The sequence below is a fragment of the Aggregatibacter sp. HMT-949 genome (assembly GCF_041734645.1).
In the GTDB taxonomy this organism is placed as follows: domain Bacteria; phylum Pseudomonadota; class Gammaproteobacteria; order Enterobacterales; family Pasteurellaceae; genus Rodentibacter.
The window spans coordinates 507,905-530,882 of record NZ_CP162010.1; the positions used below are offsets into that span (position 1 = coordinate 507,905).

Annotated in this window: 11 protein-coding genes; 7 read left to right on the forward strand and 4 right to left on the reverse strand. The window is 49.9% G+C overall.

The genetic code is table 11. The features are described 5' to 3' along the window. Positions 1 to 232 precede the first annotated feature (232 nt). The 3 genes from apt to AB3F25_RS02530 are packed head-to-tail and all read left to right on the forward strand — an operon-like array spanning position 233 to position 3,873. Positions 233 to 775 (forward strand): adenine phosphoribosyltransferase, encoded by a 543-nt coding sequence (gene apt, locus AB3F25_RS02520; protein WP_373603946.1) that lies wholly within the window; start codon positions 233 to 235, stop codon positions 773 to 775. 42 nt (positions 776 to 817) lie between these two features. Continuing rightward, positions 818 to 2,974 (forward strand): DNA polymerase III subunit gamma/tau, encoded by a 2,157-nt coding sequence (gene dnaX, locus AB3F25_RS02525; RefSeq protein WP_373603947.1) that lies wholly within the window; start codon positions 818 to 820, stop codon positions 2,972 to 2,974. 38 nt (positions 2,975 to 3,012) lie between these two features. Further along, the gene (locus tag AB3F25_RS02530) at positions 3,013 to 3,873 is read left to right on the forward strand and encodes a DUF808 domain-containing protein (protein ID WP_373603948.1); all 861 of its coding nucleotides are present in this window, start codon (positions 3,013 to 3,015) and stop codon (positions 3,871 to 3,873) included. Between the two features lie 145 nt (positions 3,874 to 4,018). On the opposite strand, the gene AB3F25_RS02535 is transcribed toward AB3F25_RS02530, so the two are convergent. Then, the gene (locus AB3F25_RS02535; protein WP_373603949.1) at positions 4,019 to 4,198 is read right to left on the reverse strand and encodes a hypothetical protein; all 180 of its coding nucleotides are present in this window, start codon (positions 4,196 to 4,198) and stop codon (positions 4,019 to 4,021) included. A 101-nt stretch (positions 4,199 to 4,299) separates the two neighbouring features. Further along, a complete protein-coding gene (locus tag AB3F25_RS02540) occupies positions 4,300 to 4,608 on the reverse strand; it encodes an addiction module antidote protein (RefSeq protein ID WP_373603950.1) in 309 nt (102 codons plus the stop codon). Between the two features lie 1,792 nt (positions 4,609 to 6,400). Between AB3F25_RS02540 and AB3F25_RS02545 the strand changes: the two genes are divergently transcribed. Next, positions 6,401 to 16,690, forward strand: coding sequence for a hypothetical protein (locus AB3F25_RS02545; protein ID WP_373603951.1), 10,290 nt, complete (start codon positions 6,401 to 6,403; stop codon positions 16,688 to 16,690). 279 nt (positions 16,691 to 16,969) lie between these two features. Here AB3F25_RS02545 and AB3F25_RS02550 read toward each other — a convergent pair whose 3' ends face one another. Both AB3F25_RS02550 and proA read right to left on the reverse strand, forming a co-directional pair. Continuing rightward, complete coding sequence (locus AB3F25_RS02550; RefSeq protein WP_373603952.1) at positions 16,970 to 17,623, reverse strand: hypothetical protein; 654 nt, start codon at positions 17,621 to 17,623, stop codon at positions 16,970 to 16,972. A 152-nt stretch (positions 17,624 to 17,775) separates the two neighbouring features. Further along, positions 17,776 to 19,032 carry a glutamate-5-semialdehyde dehydrogenase gene (gene proA, locus AB3F25_RS02555; RefSeq protein ID WP_373603953.1) on the reverse strand — a complete coding sequence of 419 codons (1,257 nt, stop codon included), beginning with the start codon at positions 19,030 to 19,032 and terminating at the stop codon, positions 17,776 to 17,778. Positions 19,033 to 19,276: 244 nt separating this feature from the next. Here proA and AB3F25_RS02560 point away from each other — a divergent pair, with 244 nt between their 5' ends. From AB3F25_RS02560 to AB3F25_RS02570, 3 genes are all read left to right on the forward strand, one after another. Then, complete coding sequence (locus AB3F25_RS02560) at positions 19,277 to 19,711, forward strand: DNA polymerase III subunit chi (RefSeq protein ID WP_373603954.1); 435 nt, start codon at positions 19,277 to 19,279, stop codon at positions 19,709 to 19,711. A 114-nt stretch (positions 19,712 to 19,825) separates the two neighbouring features. Continuing rightward, the gene (locus AB3F25_RS02565) at positions 19,826 to 19,996 is read left to right on the forward strand and encodes a hypothetical protein (protein WP_373603955.1); all 171 of its coding nucleotides are present in this window, start codon (positions 19,826 to 19,828) and stop codon (positions 19,994 to 19,996) included. 82 nt (positions 19,997 to 20,078) lie between these two features. After that, positions 20,079 to 22,943: a valine--tRNA ligase gene (locus tag AB3F25_RS02570; protein WP_373603956.1), complete on the forward strand. Its 2,865-nt coding sequence runs from the start codon at positions 20,079 to 20,081 to the stop codon at positions 22,941 to 22,943. The last annotated feature ends 35 nt before the right edge of the window (positions 22,944 to 22,978 follow it).

Consider the following 22,978-nt stretch of genomic DNA (forward strand, 5'->3'; position numbering starts at 1 on the left):
TGCACGCGCGTTAAAGCAGGTTAAGGCCGAATCGATGAAAATCCGATTCGGCCTTTCTTTCGTCCTTTGCCGCCGGTTTACAGGCATAACAGCACCGCATTGAAAGCGCCTCCAATGCGGTGCTGTTTTTGTATGTTCGCCAACAGGAATTTTCCGTTTAGTTCGACATTTTTATGATAGAATGCCGAGCCTAAAAAACCTCGATTTTTCTTTCATTTTATTGAGCTTATTTATGAACGCACAACTTGAACTTATCAAATCTTCCATCAAATCCATTCCTAATTATCCTAAGGAAGGCATTATCTTCCGCGATATCACCGCCTTGCTCGAAGTTCCGGCAGCGTTTAAAGCAACGGTAGATTTAATCGTAGAGCAATATCGCGACAAAAACATCACCAAAGTGCTTGGCACCGAATCGCGCGGTTTTATCTTCGGTGCGCCGGTCGCGCTCGCATTGGGCTTACCGTTTGAATTAGTGCGCAAGCCGAAAAAATTACCGCGCGAAACCATCTCGCAATCTTACCAACTCGAATACGGCGAAGACACCTTGGAAATTCACACCGACGCCATTTCTGTCGGCGATAACGTATTAATTATCGATGACTTATTGGCCACCGGCGGTACCGTCGAAGCCACAGTGAAATTGGTAGAACGCTTAGGCGGTAAAGTCAAACACGCCGCATTTGTGATTAATTTGCCGGAATTAGGCGGCGAAAAACGCTTAAGCGCGCTGGGTGTGCAGTGCTACACCTTAGTTAATTTTGCCGGCCATTAATGATCGAAATGAGCTACGGATCGAAATGAGTTACGGATCGAAATGAGCTACCAAGTTTTAGCCCGCAAATGGCGGCCGCAAACCTTTGAAGAAGTCGTCGGACAGGGGCATATCCTCACCGCGCTTTCCAACGGTTTAAAAGAACAGCGGCTGCACCACGCCTATCTGTTTTCCGGCACCCGCGGCGTCGGCAAAACTTCCATCGCGCGTTTGTTCGCCAAAGGCTTGAATTGCATTAAAAACGGCATCACGGATCACCCGTGCGGTGAATGTGAAAATTGCAAAGCCATCGAGCAAGGCAACTTTATCGACTTAATCGAAATCGATGCAGCGTCGCGCACCAAAGTGGAGGACACGCGCGAATTGCTGGATAACGTGCAATACAAACCGGTTGTCGGCCGCTTCAAAGTGTATCTTATTGATGAAGTGCATATGTTGTCGCGTCATTCTTTCAATGCCTTGTTAAAAACCTTGGAAGAACCGCCCGAATACGTGAAATTCTTGCTCGCCACCACGGATCCGCAAAAATTGCCGGTCACGATCTTATCGCGCTGTATGCAGTTCCATTTAAAAGCCTTGGATGAAACGCAAATTTCTCAGCATCTCGCGCATATTCTGACGCAAGAACAGATCGAATTCGAACCTTTGGCTTTGGATAAACTAGCCAAAGCCGCACAGGGCAGTATTCGCGACGCATTAAGTTTAACCGACCAAGCCATCGCCATGGGCAACCGGCATATCACAGTGAACGTGGTAAATGCCATGTTAGGCTTGTTAGACGACGGTCAAGCCATCGACATCATCTACGCGCTGCACCAAGGCAATGGCGAAAACTTAATGAAAACCGTTCAATCCGTAGCGGACAACGGCGGCGATTGGGATGAATTATTGGTGGAAACCGCAGAAAAACTGCATCAAATCGCACTGCTGCAATTGTTGCCGCACAAGGCCGATGATGAAGACGAACATTTGACGTTTCTGGCGCAACATATCGCACCGGAAGACGTGCAATTTTTCTACCAAGTGATGCTATCCGGCCGAAAAGAATTAAACGCCGCGCCGAATCGTCGTGCCGGCGCCGAAATGACATTATTGAGGGCATTGGCATTTCACCCAAAGTTCCTTACGGCAACAGCCGAGACTAATTCGTCCGAACCGCGTACTCCCGCACAAGAAAGTGCAACGCAACGTTCCGGCAATGATATTGAGTTACCGGTGTTGTCGCAAAACACGAAATCCGCTTATCAAGCAAAAGGGACAGCCTCTTCTCCTCCCGCTTCCGCTGCATCGAACGTGCCAAATAGCACCGCATTGAAAAGCGCTGAATCCTCAAACAGCACCGCATTCAGCCTTGCCGGTTTGGCCGCATTGGATGCGCTGGAGCAACTCAATCAAATCGAACAAAACGAACGTCAAGCCCGACATGCCGAACAACAAGCAGCGGTGAGCGAAGCCTTACATCAGCTGGATGCATTGGACGCACAAACAGCACCGCACCAAATGACCGTTCTTCCGGTGCGCACAATGACGCCGCCTCAGCCTCAAGCGCAACCAACGGCAAATCAAACTGCCACGCCGCAAACCGTGCAAGCCACCCGCGAAATCCCGAAAGACATACAAACCGTCGAAAATAGTATGGAAGACAACGCGGAAATCGAACAAGAAGAACAACAAATGCTGGACGCAGAAACCTATCGCTGGGAATGGAGCAATCCGGAATTGGCCAAAGTGGATAGCGGCTTGCGCCCTTCCGACATTAAACAGGCGATCTTGCAAGACATCACCCCGGAACTGCGTTTGCGCATTGTTGCTATCACCCAAGAACAGGACGAATGGACGGACATCATCGAACGTTGTGGAGTAACCGGCTTTTCCAAAGAATTGGCGCTAAATTGTTGCTTGCTTGGCAAACACGAACACGAAATTCGGCTTGCACTGCATTCCGAAAAAGCACATTTGTGCCAAGATCGCAGCATTAAAATGTTAACGCAAGCCCTCGAACAACTTTACCGAAAACCGATTTCTGTCAAAATTCAATTAGACGATCGCAGCTTGCTCACCCCGATGGATTTACGCAAACAGGTCTATCAAAACTTGTGCGAACAGGCTCGTACCGAACTGCAACAAGACCCCAAATTATTGCGCTTACAAAAAGAGTTTGATGCTAAATTGGATACAGACAGCATCCGCCCGGTATAATCTCGTTTCACCCAAAATTTAACCAAAAAGGAAAAACTATGGCGTTTAGTTCGCTTTTTACTTTAATAGATGATATCGCCTCAATTCTTGACGACGTCGCCTTAATGACCAAAACCGCCGCCAAAAAAACCGTCGGCGTCGTGGGCGACGATCTGGCGCTCAATGCCAACCAAGTGGCCGGCGCCGGCGCAGAACGCGAATTGCCGATTGTCTGGGCCGTGGCCAAAGGTTCTTTTATCAACAAAGCGGTGTTAATTCCCATCGCCTTATTGCTCTCCGCGTTTCTGCCCAGCCTTATCGTGCCACTATTAATGCTCGGCGGCGCTTATTTGTGTTTTGAGGGCGTAGAAAAATTACTGCATAAATTTTTATCGCAAGCACAAAAGCAAGAACAACACAAACCGCAAGATAGGTTTAACGAAGCCGAAAAAATCAAAGGCGCAATTCGCACCGACTTTATTTTATCGGCAGAAATCATCATCATCGCCTTAGGCGAATTAACCCAAGCAGACTTATCAACGCGCATCGTCGCCTTATTACTTATCGGTATCGGCATTACCGCTTTCGTTTACGGCTTAGTGGCATTAATTGTTAAAGCCGACGATTTCGGCTTATACCTCATGCAAAAAGGCACCCCCACCCAACATATCGGCCGCGCGATTTTACTAATTATGCCGAAATTTATGCGCTCGCTAAACGTCATCGGCACCCTTGCCATGTTCCTCGTAGGCGGCGGCATTTTCGTCCACAACTTGGATTTTATTCACCATTTCCTCGAACAATACGGATTCGCCGACGGCTGGACAAGTAACCTCGCCGCCCTCATCATCGGCTTAATAATCGGCCTTCTCGCTTGCGGAGTCGTATTACCGATGATAAAAATTTTCGGAAAACATTAAGACAAAATAAAGGCGCCCCCAACGCGCCTTTATCAATTTGAAGTATCAAAACAGCACCGCATTGACCCACAAAAAAACGCCCAACCGGGCGTTTCAAGGGCGAGGATACAACCGCCGACTGTGAATAATAGTTTGAATCCGCACCTCATCGCCCCCCGATCAGTTCCTCCTCCTGCTTAGCTAATTCCGCCGCCTTACGCTCAATGGTTTTTTGCCATCTTACTTGCGCATCCTCAAGCGTCACAACCCGCCCGGCCTTAACATCCTCTTCCCCGCGACGAATCTTCTCCGCCAAAAACGCCTCATAACCTTCTTCTTTAAACATTTTTCACCTCCAATCTAACCGCGCCCACTATACCCCGACAACCACCAAAAGCAAACAACCCAATGCGGTGCTAAATCGAAATCTCAAAACACGCCTCGTTTTTAAACATTCTTAATCTGCGGGACTAAAACAAGATTAAACGCAGCCAATATTTTCTGAATCGTCTCAAAGCGCGGCTTACTGCCTTTAGAAAGCGTTTTATACAAACTTTCACGTCCAAGCCCCGTTTGTCTGGCAAGCTCCGCAATCCCACGCGCCCGCGCCACATCATTCAAAGCTTCTAAAAATTCATCTTGATCGCCTTCCTGCAACACCTCCGCCAAATAAGCGCGTATTGTCTCCTCATCGTCTAAAAACTCCGCCACATCAAAAGGCCGCAAACCATGCTTTTCCGTCATCTCATCATTCATTTCAATAATTTACCGAACAACCATTGTATTCGAACGGATACAAAAAGAAAGCAATTTTTACCCCCCAAATAAAAATGAAATTTTTAAAAAACTAACCCTACCAAAACAAACCGAAGAAAGCCCTCTCCCCCGTGTAAATCGCCCATTTTTTGGCTTCATTTTTAGGAAGTAACGCCAGCGGAGCGTAACGGAGAAAGAACGGAATCCCCGTGTAAGCCGCCCATTTTTGTTAAAAATTTTTAGGAAGGTTACGCCAGCGACGCGTTCAGCGGAGACTGCTAACCTTCCGTCAAAAAAATTTTTAACAAAAAATGGACAAAACGCAACGCGTTTTGAACGTCGGCTCTGCCGACGGCCCCGAAGGGGTGAGCAAGTCAGCTGTGCTGAGTTGCGAATAAAAGCGATTTAGTCGGGTCGCCTTTCTTTTTGCTTACTTTTTCTTTGGCGAAGCAAAGAAAAAGTAAGTCGCCCATCGGGCGAAACCCGATTCCCAAAAAATCACAAATCTCAAACCCAACACCCCCAACCCAAATCCAACTCAAAAGCCCAAAAACACCCAAAAATTTTACATCCCCCCAAAAAAAACCTATAATCCCCCAAATTTATCCTAGACACCCAACCCAAAGGCCATTACCATGAAAAACGCACGCACGCACGCACGCACGCACGCACGCACGCACGCACGCACGCACGCACGCACGCACGCACGCACGCACGCACGCACGCACTTCGCATTCGTATTGCGCTACAGCAACTAACCCCAAACACAACCGCCGCCCCAATTACCACCGCGGCCCACAAAACACACCCAACGCACACCCAAAACAGCACCGCATTGAAACACCCGGTGGCGCGTATTTTATTCACTGTTGCACAAAAACTATCCAACGTATTCAACGCAGCACGCAAATCGCTAGCAAAAACGCACCATCAAAACAGCACCGCATTCAGCACTACATTGAAACACCCAACGGCACGCCTCACCGCGCACAATTTATCCGCCGCAGCTTGCCGCCACACCCAATTTCACATCCTCACTGCCCACCCGACTGAGGCTCGCCAGCACCCCGCACGCACGCCCCGGCCGGTTCCACCTTTGCGGGTCTCCCGCCGGGCAGTGTGTTTTTTTATTCACACCCCCGTCTAAATGACTTAGACGGCATTCACAAAGCCAACTGACGGCAAACCCAAACCGCGCTCATAGAGCGCCATACAACGAAAGTACAAAACAGCACCGCATTGAAAGCGGAGAAAAAACGGACTCCCCGCCCCAAAAAAAGAACAAATAGCGGAGCAGAGAAAGAACGGAGTCCCGTATAAACCGCCCATTTTTTGGGCGCATTTTTAGAAAAGTAACGCCAACGGAGCGCAACGGAGAAAGAACGGAAGTCCCCGTATAAACCGCCCCAAAGGCAAATTTAAAAAAAACAAACAGCGCAACGGAGAAAGAACGAAATCCCGTGTAAGCCGCCCTTATTCCGAGGGCATTTTTAGCTAAATTTGCTCTGTCTGAGCGCAGCGAGTTGCAAATTTAGCGTCAAAAAAATGCCCTCGGAATAAGGAAAAAGCGGCTTAGTCGGGCGTGCTTTCTTTTTGCCTACTTTTACTTTGCACGAGCAAAGAAAAAGTAGGTCGCCCATCGGGCGAAACCCGATGTTAAATCGAACCCCGATACTAATTAACGAAGAACCCAACCCTCTTCTTATGAGCTCTCACCCAACCGAGAACTCATAACAAGAAATTTCTTCAACGGGCGCAAGCCCAAAATCACAACCCACAATGGAGTATTTTAATGAACAAAATATACAAAATTGTCTGGAACGCTGCCCAACAAGCTTGGGTTGTCGTATCCGAACTCGCGCGCGGACACGTAAAAGCCTCCGCCACGAGCACCGCGGAGAGCACCGCATTGAACGCGCCAAGCAAAGGCTTGCTGCATCTCGGTAAGCTCGGCAGCGGCGCCTTTGTCTTGGGAAGTGCCGTTGTTACCATCGCAACCTTAACCGCTCCGGTCGCCGAAGCTAATGTTGTCTGTGGAACAGGGGCTACTGCAACTAATAGTGCAGATATGGCTATCGGTGATAATGCACTTGCGAATCAAACGAATGCGATTGCGATAGGTGGTAATGCGAAAGCGAATGAACGTGCTGCTCTAGGTATTGGTACAGGCGTAATGGCATATGGTGAAAATAGTATTGCAATGGGCCAACGCGCAAGAACTCACGCTCAAGGATCGGTTGCAATAGGTTGGGAATCCAATGCAAGTGGACGTTATGCATTAACATTTGGTATGGTGAGTAACTCTAGTGGAATAGGTAGTATTGCAATGGGGATGAATTCTAATGCCAAGAGTGATTTTGCTATTGCAACCGGTATGTCAGCAAATGCAAGCGCTTATGCTGCCATCACCCAAGGTGCTTTTTCCAACGCCTCCGCCAACTATTCCATCGCGCAGGGCTTCTCATCTAACGCCTCCGGCGTATCCTCCATCGCCATCGGTAACTTCTCACAAGCTTACAGAAATAGTTCCGTTGCGATTGGTACGAGCGCAATGTCAAACAACGCAGACAGTTATGCGATGGGCCATAACGCCAGCACATCGGCTGATGGCTCTTATGCAATGGGGGAAGGTGCTTACACAACGGTTTCGGCGACAAACAGTTTTGCAATCGGTATGCGCGCATGGGTTGCCGAACAAAATTCTTATGCAATGGGTAGGGAAGCCAAAGCATTAGGATTGAGCGCCTATGCCATCGGTACTCAAGCCAAGGCGTACCGCGATGGCTCTTATGCATTAGGTTCCTTGGCTAACTCATCAGGTTATCAAGCTTTCGCATTAGGTACTTCATCTAATGCCACCGGCGACTACTCCATCGCGCAAGGCTACATGTCCAACGTCACCGGCTACCAATCCATCGGAATCGGCGTGGGTAACCAAGTCCACGGTCACAACTCCGGCGCCTTCGGTGATCCAAGCATCATCGACGCCAACGCCTCTTACAGCGTCGGTAACAACAACACCTTAGCCTCCGGCTTAAAGGATGTATTCGCGTTTGGTAATGACATCACCACGACGACGAATAATTCCGTGTTCTTAGGCTCCAACACGCAATTCACCGCACGCAACAACACCACCACCCTTGGTATCAATAGCATGGCGTCCGGTTCAAGTAACAACGTCGTCGGCGTCATCTCCGTCGGTAATAACACCGCCGGCCAAACCCGCCGTATCCAAGGCGTCGCTGAAGGCTTAATCAGCAACCAATCCACCGACGCCGTCAACGGCGCCCAACTCTACGCCGCCATGGCTAATGCCAGTGGCTCGAAATATTTCGGTGTATGTTCAACAATGGCGGGCAACCGCGACGGTAGCGGCGCGACAGGCTCAGAAGCCATCGCTATTGGTTCAAATGCCATTTCCGCAGGTTCTTATTCCATTGCCATTGGACATAATACCTCCACATCGTCACTTAATTCGTCCGCTATTGCAATTGGTAATGAAGCCACAGCTAATGCTTCCTTAGGCACGGCAATCGGTTTTAAAGCCAAAGCTTTAGCAGACCAAGCTTATGCAATAGGTTTTGATGCAAATGCTTCAGGCATAAATGCTTATGCAATTGGTTGGGGCGCAGAAGCTTCCAACGCAGCTGCTCTTTCCATTGGTTCGCTATCTAGAGCACATGGAAGTGCCTCAGTCGCCTTGGGTACGAATGCCAAAGCATTAGCAGAAAGCGCAACGGCGTTGGGAAGAATGTCAAATGCTACAGCAAAATCCTCCACAGCAGTGGGTTATCAGGCTCAAGCTTCCGGAGAAGGGGCAATTGCATTAGGTTGCGTTTCCTATGCGGCGGGCAATCATTCGACTTCAATCGGTACAACAGCCTTCGCATTGGCCGACAGCTCCATCGCCATCGGTAACCAATCTCGCGCAGCCGCCCGAGACGCACTTGCCATCGGCACACAAGCCAATGCTACAGGTGGCTATGCCTTTGCTCAAGGCTACAAGGCCATGGCCTATGATGCAGCCTCTATGGCCATTGGCTACATGAGCAATGCCACCGGTGTGAGGACCACCGCTATCGGTGCTTCCTCTCAGGCATTGGGAAGTGATGCTATTGCATTAGGCTCTTCTGCTTTAGCACAAGGTTGTAACACTATGGCAATGGGGGTAAACGCAAGTGCGCGAGGAACTTACGCCATAGCAATTGGTAATTACGCCAAATCAGACGGGAAAGGTTCAACTGCATTGGCTGTAGGTTATGGCTCAAATGCTTCTCACATAGGCGCGTTGGCGATGGGCTTCAATGCAAGCGCATCTGCTTTCCATGCTAGCGCAATAGGCACCTATTCAAACGCCTCCGGAAACCAATCTATCGCACAAGGCGCGGGCTCGTACGCTATTGGTCATGACTCTATTGCAGTAGGTACAGCTGCTAAAGCTATTGGCAACCAATCCATCGCCCAAGGTTATGGCGCTCAATCTTCCGGCCAAGAATCTATTTCTATCGGTAACATGTCCAACGTCACCGGCAACCAATCCATCGGTATCGGCGTGGGCAACCAAGTCCACGGCCACAACTCCGGTGCATTCGGTGACCCAAGCGTCATCAACGCCAACGCGTCCTACAGCGTGGGTAACAACAACACCTTAGCCGCAGGCCAAACCGGCGTATTTGCACTCGGTAACGACATCAAAAACACCGCCAGCAACTCCGTCTTCCTCGGCTCCAATACCGCCTACACCGCCGCCGACAGCAACACCACCGCCGGCTTAAGCGGCACAGGCACCGTCGGCGTGATTTCCGTCGGCAACATCAGCGCCAACGAACGCCGCCGCATCCAAGGCGTCGCCGAAGGCCTCGTGTCCGAAAACTCCACCGATGCAGTAACCGGTGCGCAACTCTACAACGTCAGCAAAAACTCCGTGAAATATTTCGGCGTGAATTCGACTGCTGCCGGCAACCGTGATGGTAGTGGCGCAGTAGGTATCGATTCAATTGCGATTGGTGCGAATGCTAATGTAACCGGCAACCAATCTATTGCGCTTGGTTCTAATGCTACTGCCAGCGGAGTGAATTCTATAGCCCAAGGCTACGATGCTTCCGCTTCTAATGAAGCCTCGGTTGCAATGGGTTATAAGGCTAACGCTTCAGGATGTGTAAGTGTAGCGATTGGACGTTTTACGCGGGCAGAAGGGGTTAATGCACTAGCCTTGGTAGAAAACGCGAATGCCTCAGGCACAGGAGCAATAGCAATTGGTAATGCCGCAAATGCGAAAGGTCATTATTCCACGGCGCTAGTTGCTGGCTCCTCCGCTTCCGGCAACTATTCCATGGCGTTAGGTCCGGCTGCCAACGCTGCCGGCGAATCCTCCATCGCCCAAGGCTTCATGGCCAATGCCGCCGGCGAATCCTCCATTGCCCTAGGTAATCTTTCTTCGACTTCCTACAAGGACTCTATCGCCATCGGTAATGCCTCAAATTCAAGTAATGAATCAACACTTGCAATAGGTAACAATGCCACCGCTGCGGGTCGTTATGCCATCGCTCAAGGCTATAAAGCAAAAGCTTCCGACGAGGCCGCCATTGCTGTTGGTGATGAATCGGTAGCTACGGGATGTCATTCCGTAGCTATTGGTTATCAAGCCAATGCTTCGCATGCAGCCGCTGTAGCGCTTGGCGAAAATGCAATTGCTACAGGACAAAATTCTTACGCGCTAGGCGTACAGGCAGCAGCAACTAATGCATCGGCTTATGCATTTGGGTTTGGGGCTCGTGCAGATGGTACAAATTCAATTGCGTTCGGTTCGGGCGCTTATGCTAATGAGCAAGCAGCCACTGCCGTCGGCGCGCAAGCGAATGCAACCGGACTCGGTGCAACCAGTTTAGGTTATGCATCTACAGCTAAAGGTGATGCTTCACTTGCATTCGGTGTGAGAAGTAACGCTACCGCCAACTATTCCATCGCCCAAGGCTACGCTGCCAATGCCACCGGCGAAGCCTCAATTTCCATCGGTAATGCCTCCAACGTCACCGGCAACCAATCCATCGGAATCGGCGTAGGCAACCAAGTCCACGGCCACAATTCCGGCGCATTCGGTGACCCAAGCGTCATCAATGCTAACGCGTCCTACAGCGTGGGTAACAACAACACCTTAGCCGCAGGCCAAACCGGCGTATTTGCACTCGGTAACGACATCAGCACGACGACCAACAACTCCGTCTTCTTAGGCTCCAACAGCGCCTACGTCGCCGCCGGCAGCAGCACCAAAGGCCTCAGCGCATACACCTCCGAAACCCTCGGCAGCGGCCCGGGCGCCATCACCCTGAGCTTCGCAGGCGGCACCCCGGCAGGCGTGGTTAGCGTCGGCGCAGCCGGCTCCGAACGCCGCATCCAAAACGTCGCGGCCGGTCTTCTGAGCAATACTTCGACTGACGCCGTAAACGGCAGCCAACTCTACGCCGTCGCTCAAGTGGCCTACAACGCCACCACCGAAGCCAAAGCCGCCAACAGCACTGCCAACGCCGCGAACTCCACAGCGAACGCCGCGAACAGCACCGCATTGGCCGCCAACAGCACCGCGACAGCAGCGAACTCAACTGCAAACGCAGCGAACACAACCGCGAACACAGCAAACAGCACCGCAAACTTAGCCAACACAACCGCTAACAACGCAAACAGCACAGCGACCGCAGCTAACTCCACTGCAAATGCAGCCAACAGCACAGCTAACACTGCTAACTCCACTGCAAATGCAGCCAATAGCACCGCTAACGTAGCGAACTCCACAGCGAACTACGCAAATAGCACCGCATTGGTAGCTAACAGCACAGCCAACGCAGCCAATAGCACTGCCAACGTAGCCAACTCCACAGCGAACTACGCAAATAGCACCGCATTGGTAGCCAACAGCACAGCGAACTATGCAAACAGCACAGCGAATTACGCGAACAGCACAGCTAACGCAGCCAACAGCACCGCTAACGTAGCCAACTCCACAGCGAACTACGCAAATAGCACTGCATTGGTAGCAAACAGCACTGCGAACTACGCAAACAGCACAGCTCACGCAGCGAATAGCACAGCTAACGCAGCCAACAGCACAGCTAACGCGGCTAACAGCACAGCTAACGTTGCTAACTCCACTGCGAACTATGCAAATAGCACCGCATTGGTAGCAAACAGCACCGCTAACTACGCGAATAGCACAGCTCACGCGGCTAACTCAACTGCTAACGTAGCCAATAGCACCGCTAACGCAGCCAACAGTACTGCCAACGTAGCGAATAGCACAGCGAACTACGCGAACAGCACTGCTCATGCGGCTAACTCAACTGCGAACGCAGCTAACAGCACTGCCAACGCAGCCAACAGCACTGCCAACGTAGCGAACTCAACAGCCAACTACGCAAACAGCACCGCATTGGTAGCGAACAGCACGGCTAACTACGCGAACAGCACAGCTCACGCGGCTAACAGCACCGCTAATGCAGCCAACAGCACAGCTCATGCGGCTAACAGCACCGCTAATGCAGCCAACAGCACAGCCAACGCAGCTAACTCAACTGCCAACGTAGCGAACTCCACAGCGAACTACGCCAACAGCACCGCATTGGTAGCAAACAGCACCGCGAACTACGCCAACAGCACTGCTCACGCGGCTAACTCAACTGCTAACGCGGCTAATAGCACCGCTAACGTTGCTAACTCCACTGCGAACTATGCGAATAGCACTGCTCACGCGGCTAACTCAACTGCAAATGCAGCCAATAGCACAGCTAACGTTGCTAACTCCACAGCGAACTATGCAAACAGCACCGCATTAGTGGCTAACAGCACCGCTAACTACGCGAATAGCACTGCTCACGCAGCTAACTCAACTGCTAACGCAGCGAACAGCACAGCGAATGCAGCTAACAGCACAGCCAACACAGCCAACAGCACTGCTAACGTAGCCAACTCCACAGCGAACTACGCCAACAGCACCGCATTGGTAGCAAACAGCACCGCTAACTACGCAAACAGCACAGCTCACGCAGCTAACTCAACTGCTAATGCAGCCAATAGCACAGCAAATGCTGCAAACAGCACTGCCAACGTAGCCAACTCCACAGCGAACTACGCCAACAGCACCGCATTGGTAGCAAATAGCACCGCTAACTACGCGAACAGCACGGCTCATGCAGCGAACAGCACCGCTAATGCAGCCAATAGCACAGCCAACGTAGCGAACTCCACAGCGAACTACGCCAACAGCACCGCATTGGTAGCGAACAGCACTGCGAACTATGCGAACAGCACAGCTCACGCGGCTAACAGCACAGCTAACGCGGCTAACAGCACAGCTAACGTTGCTAACTCCACTGCGAACTACGCCAACAGCACCGCATTGGTAGCGAATAGCACAGCGAACTATGCGAACAGCACAGCTCACGCAGCAAATAGCACTGCAAATGCAGCCAACAGCACAGCGAACGTAGCGAACTCCACTGCAAACTATGCAAATAGCACCGCATTGGTAGCGAACAGCACAGCTCACGCGGCTAATAGCACAGCAAATGCAGCCAATAGCACCGCTAACGTAGCGAACTCCACAGCGAACTACGCCAACAGCACCGCATTGGTAGCAAACAGCACCGCTAACTACGCGAATAGCACTGCTCACGCAGCTAACTCAACTGCCAACGCAGCCAACAGCACTGCCAACGTAGCCAACTCCACAGCGAACTACGCCAACAGCACCGCATTGGTAGCAAATAGCACTGCGAACTATGCGAATAGCACAGCTCACGCAGCTAATAGCACAGCGAATGCTGCAAACAGTACAGCGAACGTTGCTAACTCCACTGCGAACTATGCAAATAGCACCGCATTGGTAGCGAATAGCACTGCGAACTACGCGAACAGCACTGCTCACGCAGCTAATAGCACAGCGAATGCTGCAAACAGCACAGCGAATGTAGCGAACTCTACAGCGAACTACGCGAACAGCACCGCATTGGTAGCGAATAGCACCGCGAACTACGCGAATAGCACTGCTCACGCGGCTAATAGCACAGCCAACGCAGCCAATAGCACCGCTAACGTAGCCAACTCAACAGCGAACTACGCCAACAGCACCGCATTGGTAGCCAACAGCACGGCTAACTACGCGAATAGCACAGCTCACGCGGCTAATAGCACAGCGAATGCAGCGAACAGCACTGCCAACGTAGCGAACTCAACAGCGAACTACGCAAATAGCACCGCATTGGTAGCGAATAGCACAGCGAACTATGCAAACAGCACAGCTCACGCGGCTAATAGCACAGCAAATGCAGCCAACAGCACTGCCAACGTAGCGAACTCCACAGCGAACTACGCAAATAGCACCGCATTGGTAGCAAACAGCACTGCTAACTACGCAAACAGCACCGCATTGGTAGCGAATAGCACAGCGAACTATGCAAATAGCACCGCATTGGTAGCAAATAGCACTGCTAACTACGCTAACAGCACTGCTCACGCGGCTAACTCAACTGCTAACGCGGCTAACAGCACAGCTAACGTTGCTAACTCCACAGCGAACTACGCAAATAGCACCGCATTGGTAGCAAACAGCACCGCTAACTACGCGAATAGCACAGCTCACGCAGCGAATAGCACTGCAAATGCAGCCAACAGCACCGCTAACGTAGCCAACTCCACAGCGAACTACGCGAACAGCACCGCATTGGTAGCAAATAGCACCGCTAACTACGCGAACAGCACTGCTCACGCGGCTAACTCAACTGCTAACGCAGCCAACAGTACTGCCAACGTAGCGAACTCCACAGCGAACTACGCGAACAGCACCGCATTGGTAGCAAACAGCACCGCTAACTACGCGAATAGCACAGCTCATGCAGCGAATAGCACAGCAAATGCAGCCAATAGCACTGCCAACGTAGCGAACTCAACAGCGAACTACGCAAATAGCACCGCATTGGTAGCAAACAGCACTGCTAACTACGCGAACAGCACAGCTCACGCGGCTAATAGCACAGCCAACGCAGCCAATAGCACAGCTAACGTAGCGAACTCTACAGCGAACTACGCCAACAGCACCGCATTGGTAGCAAATAGCACAGCGAACTACGCGAACAGCACAGCTCACGCGGCTAACAGCACAGCCAACGCAGCCAACAGTACTGCGAACGTTGCTAACTCCACAGCGAACTACGCAAATAGCACTGCTCACGCGGCTAACTCAACTGCTAACGCAGCTAACAGCACAGCTAACGTTGCTAACTCCACAGCGAACTATGCAAATAGCACCGCATTGGTAGCAAATAGCACCGCTAACTACGCGAACAGCACTGCTCACGTAGCTAATAGCACAGCAAATGCAGCCAATAGCACCGCTAACGCAGCCAACAGCACAGCGAACGTTGCTAACTCAACAGCGAACTATGCAAATAGCACCGCATTGGTAGCGAACAGCACAGCGAACTACGCGAACAGCACAGCTCACGCAGCCAATAGCACTGCTAATGCAGCCAATAGCACAGCTAACGTTGCTAACTCCACAGCGAACTATGCAAATAGCACCGCATTGGTAGCAAACAGCACAGCTCACGCAGCAAACAGCACTGCAAATGCAGCCAACAGCACCGCTAACGTAGCCAACTCTACAGCGAACTACGCCAACAGCACCGCATTGGTAGCGAATAGCACAGCGAACTATGCAAATAGCACCGCATTGGCGGCTAACAGCACAGCTAACACTGCTAACTCCACTGCAAATGCAGCCAACAGCACTGCCAACGTAGCGAACTCCACAGCGAACTACGCAAATAGCACCGCATTGGTAGCAAACAGCACTGCGAACTACGCAAACAGCACAGCTCACGCGGCTAACAGCACAGCGAATGCAGCCAACAGCACTGCGAACGTAGCCAACTCCACTGCGAACTATGCAAATAGCACCGCATTGGTAGCAAACAGCACGGCTAACTACGCGAATAGCACTGCTCACGCAGCTAACTCAACTGCCAACGCAGCCAACAGCACTGCCAACGTAGCCAACTCCACAGCGAACTACGCGAACAGCACCGCATTGGTAGCGAACAGCACTGCTCACGCGGCTAACAGCACAGCGAATGCAGCCAACAGTACGGCTAACGTAGCGAACTCCACAGCGAACTACGCCAACAGCACCGCATTGGTAGCTAACAGCACAGCTAACTACGCGAACAGCACAGCTCACGCGGCTAATAGCACAGCGAATGCTGCAAACAGCACTGCGAATGTGGCGAATAGCACCGCCTTTGCCGCGAACTCCACTGCAAATGCAGCGAACACAACGGCGAATACGGCTAATGCAACGGCGAACACTGCCAATACCACTGCAAATACGGCAAATGCCACCGCGAACCAAGCATTGAATGCTGCGAACGCCGGTTGGGAATTGACCACCAATGCAACGGGTACAGGTATTGCGTCCGGTTCTAGCGTGGTGAACGTGAATGCAACGAATAAACTCGTGACCTTCACGGCGGGCGATAACATTGAGATCACACAAAGCGGTCGAAATGTAACCATGGCCTTGGCGCGCAATATCAATGTGAACAGTGTGACCACCAACGATCTCACTGTGAGCGGTACGACTAACTTGAGCGGTACCACAAACATTAGCGGTACGATGAACGTTCAAGCCAATACCACCGTGAACATGGGCGGCAACCGCATTCAAAACGTAGGTAATGCAACAGCACCTACCGATGCGGTGAATAAAGCTTATGTGGATAATGCATTGCGCAATTCCGGAGCAGTTCCGGGCTTGGCGAATCGTGTAAATCAACTTGCTCGTGATTTGAATAAAGTTGATAAGAAAGCACGTGGCGGTATTGCAGGAGCGGTTGCGACGGCGGGTATTCCGCAAGTTTATATGCCGGGTAAATCCATGATTGCTGCAGCTGCCGGTTCTTATCGCGGCACTAACGCAATTGCGGTGGGTTACTCCCGTGCAAGTGACAACGGTAAAGTCGTCTTGAAGATCACCGGTAGCTCGAATACCCAAGGTGATTACACCGGCTCCGTTGGTGTCGGTTACCAATGGTAATGCGATGTAAATAAGAAACGTAACTTTCTAAACTGAACCAAAGTGCGGCGGATTTCCGAATCCACCGCACTTTTTTTATCTAAAGAATATAAAAATCGCCTGGCAAGCATCACCGAGCGATTTTTTGTTATGGGGGAAGGCGTTTAGTCGGGCGCGTTTTCTTTTTGCCTCCTTTTGCTTTGCTTGAGCAAAGAAAAGTAACAAAATGAGCGAAACCCGATTCCAAAAAACAAAAAGGTTGCACTTTACAAGGCAACCTTTTCTCTTAGTTATTTTTACTTATTGCCGCATCAACACCGGATAGGCCTTCACAAAATCCGCCAAACGATAGGCTTTGCTGAAAATTAAATGATAGTTTTGTCGATCATTATTCACTGCCACTGTATCCGGAATTGGTTCGTCCAAGCCAAAGCGCCAAGGCAGATTGCCTGAACGGCGAATAAAATAATCGTTGCTTACTTCAAAAGGGCCTTCGTAAATCGTGCCGTTATAGCTGATTTGATGATATTCCAGCGGCAAATTCGTTGAACCGTAAACGGTTTTCCAAAATATATAAGGCGATGCGGTCGGGTTTAAAATGGAGCGATTATTCGCTTGGTTTTGTTCTAGTTCGACGATTTTGCCGTCGGCCAGTTGTAAGCGATGTTTGCCCGGTGCCAAAATGAGTTTTTGCGTTTGATGCGCGGCAAGGTTGATTTCCTGATCGTCTAATTTGAAGCGGATTGCCTCGTCCGTTGGATTGTCGGCATAGACGGTATTTTTGTCGTACCAAGCGGCAAGTTCTTCCGCTTCAAAGGGAAAATATTTCGCCACAATCTCGACCACTATATTGCGCTTGCCGTCATCGGCGGTTTCTGAAGTCGCCGAAGGTTGCACCGCCGCCGTGCCGATTAAGATGCCGATTATAATAAGTAACGTGATGAGTTTTTTCATAAATGCTCCTGAAAGCTAATCGTATATTTTGATTTAATTTTGCTTGAATTGAACCTTTGAATTGGCACCGCATTGAGGCTAAGCGCATTGAGGCTAAGTGCATTGAGACTAGGTTCAATGCGGTGCTATTTGGGGAAGTCGCGGAAATTTGGTTAGGCACGAATGCTGTAATCGCCCTCGCACACCCATTTGTAACTGGTGAGCGCTTCCAGACCCATTGGACCGCGAGCGTGCAGTTTTTGTGTGCTGACCGCCACTTCTGCGCCCAAGCCGAATTGTCCGCCGTCAGTGAAACGCGTGCTGGCGTTCACATAAACCGCCGCCGCGTCCACTTGATTGACGAATTGACGGGCCAAGTTTTGCGAAGCGGTTAAAATGCATTCGGAATGTTGCGTGCCATATCGACGGATATGCGCGATTGCTTCGTTGATGTCGTTTACCACGACTACGTTCAAATCCGGCGAACCCCATTCTGCGTGCAATTGATTTTCGGTGACTTCGGTTACGTCTGCGCCCGCTTGTTTCAGCACGTTCAATGCGGTGCCCGATGCAGCGTGGTATTTCACCTTTTTCGGCGCTAAATGTGCAACCAGTTTCGGCAGAAATTGTGCGGCGATAGAAGCTTGCACTAAAAGCGTTTCTAAGGTGTTGCAGGTGCTAGGACGTTGGGTTTTGGCATTATCGATCAGCAAAACCGCTTTGTTTTGATCGGCGCTTTGTTCCACGAAGGTATGGCAAACGCCCACGCCGCCAACAATGACCGGAATGCTGGCGTGTTGTTTGCAAAGTTCGTGTAAGCCTGCGCCGCCGCGCGGAATGATCATATCAACGTAGCGATCAAGTTTTAATAATTGCATTACGAGATCGCGGTTTGGATCGCTAATGGCTTGCACGGCGAATTTTGGTAGGCCTGCTTGTTGTAAGGCGTTTTGCACGACCTCGACTAAAATTTGGTTAGAATGTCGGGTTTCTTTGCCGCCGCGTAACAGCACCGCATTGCCGGTTTTCAAACATAGGCTGGCGACATCAATGGTGACGTTCGGGCGCGCTTCGTAAATGACGCCGATAACGCCGAGGGGAGTGCGTACGCGTTCGATTTTCAAACCGCTGTCTAAGGTGCCGCCATCGATAATTTTGCCCACCGGATCGGTAAGCGAAATGACGTGCCGCACATCGTTGGCGATGCCTTGCAAACGTTGCGACGTCAGTAACAGGCGATCGATTAAGGCTTCGGACAAGCCGTTTTGTCGCGCCGCTTCAATATCTTTGTTATTTTCTGCCAAGATGCGGTCGGCTTGTGTTTCCAGTTGCTCGGCGATCACTGCCAACGCATGATTTTTCTGTGCTGTGCTTAATTGCACCAAAATAAACGCGGCCTCTTTGGCTTGTTTGCCCATTTGTTCTAACATTTTTATGCCCTTTTATTGAAAACGAAATGTCGAGTAGCTTATCTGAAAAATGAAGAAGGTCAAAGCGGCAGATTAAAGCGCGGAAAATAATCAGAGGAGCGGACGACGTTTTAAAAAACGGATTCTTCCGTTGAGGGCAGAGAGATAGGCTTTTGGACTTATGCTTTTGGACTTAGGGCATTTATTTTCATCGTGTTTTTCGGTAGAATTTTGCAGTTTTTAACTTGGCAAAATTGAGGCGAAAATGGTGAAAAATGCGCGGTTTTATATTCTGACAGAGCAGAGTTCGCTCGGTATGGAACAACTGGCCTGCGATTTAGCCGCTTCGGCTTGGCGTTTAGGGAAGCGCGTTTTGATTGCCTGTGAAACCGAGCGACAAGCGCTGGATATTGACGAAGCGCTGTGGCAGCGTGATCCGGACGAATTTGTGCCGCATAATTTGTCGGGCGAAGCGACACAATATGTCACGCCGATTGAAATTAGTTGGAAAGGCAAACGCAATGCGCAACGACGTGATTTGTTGATTAATTTGCAGCGCGAGTTGCCCGAGTTTATTCACGTTTTTACTCAACTGATTGATTTTGTTCCCGCCGAAGAAGAGCAAAAGGTGCAAGCGCGAGAACGTTATAAACAATTGCGTATGCAAGGGTGGCTGCTTTCGACGGAAAATGTTGAGTGATAGGAATTAAAAGTTCCGTAGGGTGGGCTTTAGCCCACCATGTTTATTTAATTTGGTGGGCTAAAGCCCATCCTACAAAAAGAGAAGGTTTAGTTTAGCGTAAGGAGATAACGGATGACCGAACGTGAAAAGATTATTCAACAGCAAAAACAACTTAAGGTGCTATTTTCAGCTTGGATGAAAGAAAAAATGAACCACGAAGTCATCACGTTTCAAAAACGTGATGGACGCATTGTCGAACATTATCCGGATGGTACGGAAAAAATCGTAGGTTATGCAAAATAAAGTTTCGTAGGGTGGGCTTTAGCCCACCATGTTTATTTAATTTGGTGGGCTAAAGCCCACCCTACAAAAAGAGAAGATATAAATGACACAAAAATTCGAAATGGCAGATCGTTTTAATCCGTCTGCGGTAGAGCAAGCCCTTTATCAACATTGGGAAGAGAGTGGTTATTTTAAACCGTCTGAAAATGAAAACGCGCCGAGCTATTGCATTGCAATTCCGCCACCGAACGTCACAGGTTCCCTACACATGGGGCACGCTTTCCAACAGACCTTAATGGATACATTAATCCGTTTTAACCGTATGGAAGGGCATAACACCTTATGGCAAGCAGGGACAGACCATGCGGGTATCGCCACCCAAATGGTGGTGGAGCGTAAAATTGCGGCTGAAGAAGGCAAAACTCGCCACGATTATGGTCGTGAAGCGTTTATCAACAAAATTTGGGATTGGAAAGCCTATTCAGGCGGTACAATCAGCCAACAAATGCGCCGTTTAGGTAACTCCATCGACTGGGAACGTGAGCGTTTCACCATGGACGAGGGGTTATCTAATGCGGTAAAAGAAGTGTTTGTTCGCTTGCACGAAGAAGGGTTGATTTACCGTGGCAAACGCTTGGTGAACTGGGATCCAAAACTTCACACTGCGATTTCTGATTTAGAAGTAGAAAACAAAGAGAGCAAAGGTTCCCTTTGGCATTTCCGCTATCCATTAGCCAACGGTGCAAAAACGACAGATGGCAAAGATTATTTAGTGGTGGCAACTACGCGTCCGGAAACCATGTTGGGCGATACAGCGGTGGCGGTGCATCCGGAAGATGAGCGTTATCAATCTTTAATCGGCAAAACCGTAGTTCTGCCATTGGCTAATCGTGAAATTCCGATTATTGCCGATGAATATGTAGATCGTGAATTCGGTACGGGCGTGGTGAAAATCACCCCTGCGCACGACTTTAACGACTATGAAGTGGGCAAACGCCACAGCTTGCCGATGGTTAACGTGTTAACCTTAAACGCAGATATTCGTGATGAAGCGGAAATTATCGGTACCGATGGTAAACCGCTTGCCGGCTATGAAGCGATGATTCCTGCGGATTACCGTGGCTTAGAGCGTTTCGCTGCCCGTAAGAAAATCGTGGCAGATTTTGAAGCGCTGGGTTTATTAGACGAAATCAAACCGCATGATTTGAAAGTGCCTTATGGCGACCGTGGTGGCGTGCCAATCGAGCCGATGTTAACCGACCAATGGTATGTGAGCGTGAAACCGCTTGCTGATGTGGCGATTAAAGCGGTGGAAGACGGTGAAATCCAATTCGTGCCGAAACAATATGAAAACCTTTATTTCTCTTGGATGCGCGATATTCAAGATTGGTGTATTTCTCGCCAACTTTGGTGGGGGCACCGCATTCCGGCGTGGTATGACGCGGAAGGCAACGTTTATGTCGCGCGTAACGAAGCAGAAGTGCGGTCAAAATATGGCTTAGATTCTGCGGTGGAACTCAAACAAGACGAAGACGTGTTAGATACATGGTTCTCATCAGGCTTGTGGACGTTCTCCACCTTAGGTTGGCCGGAGCAAACCAAAGAACTCAAAATGTTCCACCCAACGGATGTGTTAATCACAGGCTTCGACATCATCTTCTTCTGGGTTGCGCGTATGATTATGTTTACGATGCACTTTGTAAAAGATGGAAACGGCAAACCGCAAGTGCCATTCAAAACCGTGTACGTAACAGGCTTAATCCGTGATGAGCAAGGCCAAAAAATGTCGAAATCAAAAGGCAACGTGCTTGATCCAATCGATATGATTGACGGCATCAGCCTTGAAGATTTACTTGAAAAACGCACTGGCAACATGATGCAGCCGCAATTAGCAGAGAAAATAGCTAAAGCAACGCGCAAAGAATTTGCTGAGGGTATTACAGCTCACGGTACAGACGCATTGCGTTTCACATTAGCCGCATTGGCTTCAAACGGTCGTGACATCAACTGGGATATGAAACGCTTAGAAGGCTACCGTAACTTCTGTAATAAATTGTGGAATGCAAGCCGTTTCGTTCTTACCAATGAAAAATTAGATTTAAGCCAAGGCGAAATTGAATTCTCCGTGGCAGACCGTTGGATTCAATCCGAATTCAATCGCACAGTAGAAACGTTCCGCAGTGCATTAAGCCAATACCGTTTCGACCTTTGCGCCAATGCGATTTATGAATTCACTTGGAACCAATTCTGCGACTGGTATTTGGAACTCACCAAACCGGTGTTTGCCAACGGCAACGCAGCGCAAATTCGCGCAGCAAGCCAAACCTTGGTTCATGTGTTAGAAAAATTATTACGTTTAGCACATCCGCTCATGCCATTTATTACTGAAGAAATTTGGCAAAAAGTGAAAGAGTTCGTTGGAATTATTGCAGACAGCATTATGTTGCAATCTTTCCCACGCGTGGAAGAAAATGCCTTTGATGCCGAGGCGGAAACAGAGATCAATTGGCTCAAAGACGTGATTGTTGCCGTGCGTAACATCCGTGCTGAGAGCAACATTGCTCCAAGCAAAGGCCTCGATCTGTTATTCCGTAATATTCCGGTTGATGAGCAAAAAATACTGGAAAAACAGACCGCACTTTTACAAGCCATGGCGAAGTTAGACAACGTCAGCGTGCTTAAAGAGGGCGAACAAGCACCGTTGGCTGTAGCGAAGTTAGTCGGCAACACCGAAATCCTCGTGCCGATGGCAGGTTTCATTAATAAAGAAGCCGAACTTGCCCGTTTGACCAAAGAGATTGAAAAATATCAAAACGAAGTTAAACGCATCGAAAACAAACTCAGCAACGAAGCCTTCGTCGCCAAAGCCCCGGAAGCGGTTATCGCCAAAGAACGCGAAAAACAAGCCGAATACCAATCCGGATTAGAAAAAATTCGTGAGCAGTATAAGGCGATTGAGGTGCTTTAATTCATTCGTAAAAAAACGCCGACTTCTGTCGGCGT

What these genes read in the sequence shown, in the direction of transcription:
- AB3F25_RS02540 (WP_373603950.1), bottom strand. Translation starts at nt 4,608, where the DNA reads ATGAATGATGAGATGACGGAAAAGCATGGTTTGCGGCCTTTTGATGTG.
- AB3F25_RS02560 (WP_373603954.1), top strand. Translation starts at nt 19,277, where the DNA reads ATGGTGAAAAATGCGCGGTTTTATATTCTGACAGAGCAGAGTTCGCTC.
- AB3F25_RS02545 (WP_373603951.1), top strand. Translation starts at nt 6,401, where the DNA reads ATGAACAAAATATACAAAATTGTCTGGAACGCTGCCCAACAAGCTTGG.
- AB3F25_RS02530 (WP_373603948.1), top strand. Translation starts at nt 3,013, where the DNA reads ATGGCGTTTAGTTCGCTTTTTACTTTAATAGATGATATCGCCTCAATT.
- apt (WP_373603946.1), top strand. Translation starts at nt 233, where the DNA reads ATGAACGCACAACTTGAACTTATCAAATCTTCCATCAAATCCATTCCT.
- AB3F25_RS02570 (WP_373603956.1), top strand. Translation starts at nt 20,079, where the DNA reads ATGACACAAAAATTCGAAATGGCAGATCGTTTTAATCCGTCTGCGGTA.
- AB3F25_RS02550 (WP_373603952.1), bottom strand. Translation starts at nt 17,623, where the DNA reads ATGAAAAAACTCATCACGTTACTTATTATAATCGGCATCTTAATCGGC.
- AB3F25_RS02535 (WP_373603949.1), bottom strand. Translation starts at nt 4,198, where the DNA reads ATGTTTAAAGAAGAAGGTTATGAGGCGTTTTTGGCGGAGAAGATTCGT.
- proA (WP_373603953.1), bottom strand. Translation starts at nt 19,032, where the DNA reads ATGTTAGAACAAATGGGCAAACAAGCCAAAGAGGCCGCGTTTATTTTG.
- dnaX (WP_373603947.1), top strand. Translation starts at nt 818, where the DNA reads ATGAGCTACCAAGTTTTAGCCCGCAAATGGCGGCCGCAAACCTTTGAA.
- AB3F25_RS02565 (WP_373603955.1), top strand. Translation starts at nt 19,826, where the DNA reads ATGACCGAACGTGAAAAGATTATTCAACAGCAAAAACAACTTAAGGTG.